This is a genomic window from Hoylesella timonensis S9-PR14, from assembly GCF_000762405.1.
Classification (GTDB): Bacteria; Bacteroidota; Bacteroidia; order Bacteroidales; family Bacteroidaceae; genus Prevotella; species Prevotella timonensis_A.
In genome coordinates this window covers 1-2,318 of sequence record NZ_JRPQ01000219.1, presented here as the reverse complement: position 1 = coordinate 2,318, position 2,318 = coordinate 1, and the positions used below count along the sequence as shown (strand labels likewise).

The window sequence follows — 2,318 nt, the reverse complement described above, 5'->3', positions numbered from 1 at the left end:
GTTCCCTTTCAAACTCGTTTTCCAATACGGATACAAGCGTATCATACTTGGAAAAGTGCAAGCCCTGATACAAGACCTCGCTTGCCATGCTTTCCGCTTCGGGGTGCTTAAAACCTTGCGCCACGGCATCGCAGTAAGCTGTGAGAGCCATATCTGCCCGTGCAGTGATAAACTCCGTATCTTGCAACTTTTCGGGGTGATGCTCACTCATGTAACTTCTTAACTTCAATCGAAAGTAAGAAAGTTCCTGTTTGTTGTTCTCTTTCATAACTGTTTGTTTTTCAATCGTGAATAATATATGTTTGGCAATTCCTTCCTTTTATGCTTGTTGCCGTGGCACTTTCTGCCGTGCTATCGACTCACAATATTCTTCAAAGGCTGAATGCTCTCTGTCAGTGAGTGCGGTCATATCCTCTTGTATCTTATGGTCGGTTATCTTTCCGTAAATTTGTGTCGTACCGATATTGCTGTGTCCGAGCATCTTGCTGAGCGTTTCCATCGAAATACCATTGGAAAGGCAAATCGTGGTAGAGAATGTGTGGCGAGCCATGTGGAAGGTCAAACCTTTCTCTATCCGGCATATCTGCCCGATGTTCATACACGCAAAGGATGCTTTCCTTATTGTGAGATTGGGGAATATCAAGTCGTCTACTTTCTTGTTTTTGATATAGAGTGAAAGGATTTGCTTGGCAATAGGCAAAAGTGGAATGATAGCTTCTACGTCCGTTTTCTGCCTTTTGATACGGATTTCCTCCGTGCCGTCTGAATTATGGATGATGTTTTTTGGTTTGAGCCGTTGCATGTCCACACGAGCCAAACCAGTGAAAGCACAGAAAAGAAAGAGTTGCCTTGCTCGCTCAAACTGCTTGTCAATTATGGGTGTTTGCAGGACCCTCTGCAATTCCTCCGTAGTGAGATACCTGCGTGTGCGATGTGGCAGTTCTGCCTTGTAGTCCGCAAACGGATCGATACGGATATACTTCTTCTGCTGACCTATGCCGATGAGCTTTCTTAGGAAAATGACCACAATCTGAATAGTGGCAAGAGAAAGGTTGCGCTCTGATTTGAGGTAGAAGTCCAGCCCTTCGATAAAACCATAGTCAAGCGATGAGTAGCGAATATCCTCCAGCCCCAAGCGTTCACGCAAATAAGCCTCAATGAGTTGTGTGGCATAGATGTAGTTGGCAAAGGTCGGCTTGGCTACCGTTATTCCTACGCAAGGACGCTTTTCCTCTATGAAAAGTCGTGCTTCCTCCATAAGAAAACCTTTGGGCTTGTCTTCTTCCATAAGTTCACGCTTCAGCAACTCAGCGGTAATATAGCCACGTTGCCAGACTAATTCTTGATACTTCGCTTTGGCTTGTTCCTCTTTGGTTTGCAAGTAGCGGTTGATTTCCTTTGTTTCTTCACCTGTTCCCTTGCACCGTCCCTTATGGCTGTCCCAAAGTTCAGGAGCAATCTCCTTGCCCGTGCTGTATTGTACTTGTTCTCCGTCTATGGTGATGCGCCCCATAATTGGGCATTTGCCGTTCTTCTTCTCTTTGGAGCGATTGATATAAAAGAGTGTCTTGAATGTGCTTCGTGCCATAATGTCAAAGTTTTAAGGTGAATGTATCTTGTATTCGCTGCTGTATCGCTTGCATATCCCGATGGATTCTTTCGGAGGAAACCGCTGCATATACCTGTGTCGTTCTCAGGTTGGTGTGTCCGAGCATACGGCTCACCGTTTCGATAGGAACGCCTGCCGAGAGCGTGATAAGCGAAGCAAAGGTATGGCGAGCCATGTGGAAGGTTAGCGGAGTTTCCATGCCGATGTTTCGTTGTATGTAGTGCATACCATTGAGGACAATGTCGGNGGTCGGCACGTCAAAGACAAAGCCTGCNCNTATNCCNCTNTANCGNTNCATNATNGNCNGCGCAGGGGGAAGNACNTGTACACGATACGGGGTCTTGGTCTTCATGCGTCTGCCCTTGATGCAGAGTTTGCCTTCTTCAGTGACGATATTCTCCTCCCGAAGATTGCGGACATCTGAGATNGCCAGNCCTGTGAAGCAGGANAAGACNAANANATCACGGACAATGCGGTAGTTNTCCCACTCAATCTCCAAGTCNATNATNTNTTNTAGTTCNTCNTGCGTNATGNTTCTCGGTTCGCCTTTTGGTCGCTCGTAACTGTAGCCCAAGAACGGATAGAAGTCCAGCACGCCTTTCTTCACCGCCATGCGGACNATGGTCTGCAANGTNGANAAGGTACTNGATATNCTGCTGCGTTTCAGNTTTCGGTCAATGGTGAGATAATACTCGAAGCCCTCGATAAA

The 2,318-nt window shown here is 46.5% G+C and carries 2 protein-coding genes and 1 pseudogene; all 3 read right to left on the bottom strand.

The features are described from left to right. Window positions 1-268 (bottom strand): DUF1896 family protein (locus HMPREF9304_RS11900; RefSeq protein ID WP_036929482.1); only part of this gene is annotated, 268 nt, incomplete at its 3' end. A 51-nt stretch (window positions 269-319) separates the two neighbouring features. Next, window positions 320-1,588 (bottom strand): site-specific integrase, encoded by a 1,269-nt coding sequence (locus HMPREF9304_RS11895; protein WP_036929480.1) that lies wholly within the window; start codon window positions 1,586-1,588, stop codon window positions 320-322. Between the two features lie 4 nt (window positions 1,589-1,592). Then, window positions 1,593-2,318, bottom strand: a pseudogene (locus HMPREF9304_RS11890) (site-specific integrase); the annotation flags it as partial.

Excerpts from the sequence above, each read along its gene's own strand:
- HMPREF9304_RS11895 (WP_036929480.1), bottom strand. The coding sequence starts at position 1,588 with ATGGCACGAAGCACATTCAAGACACTCTTTTATATCAATCGCTCCAAA.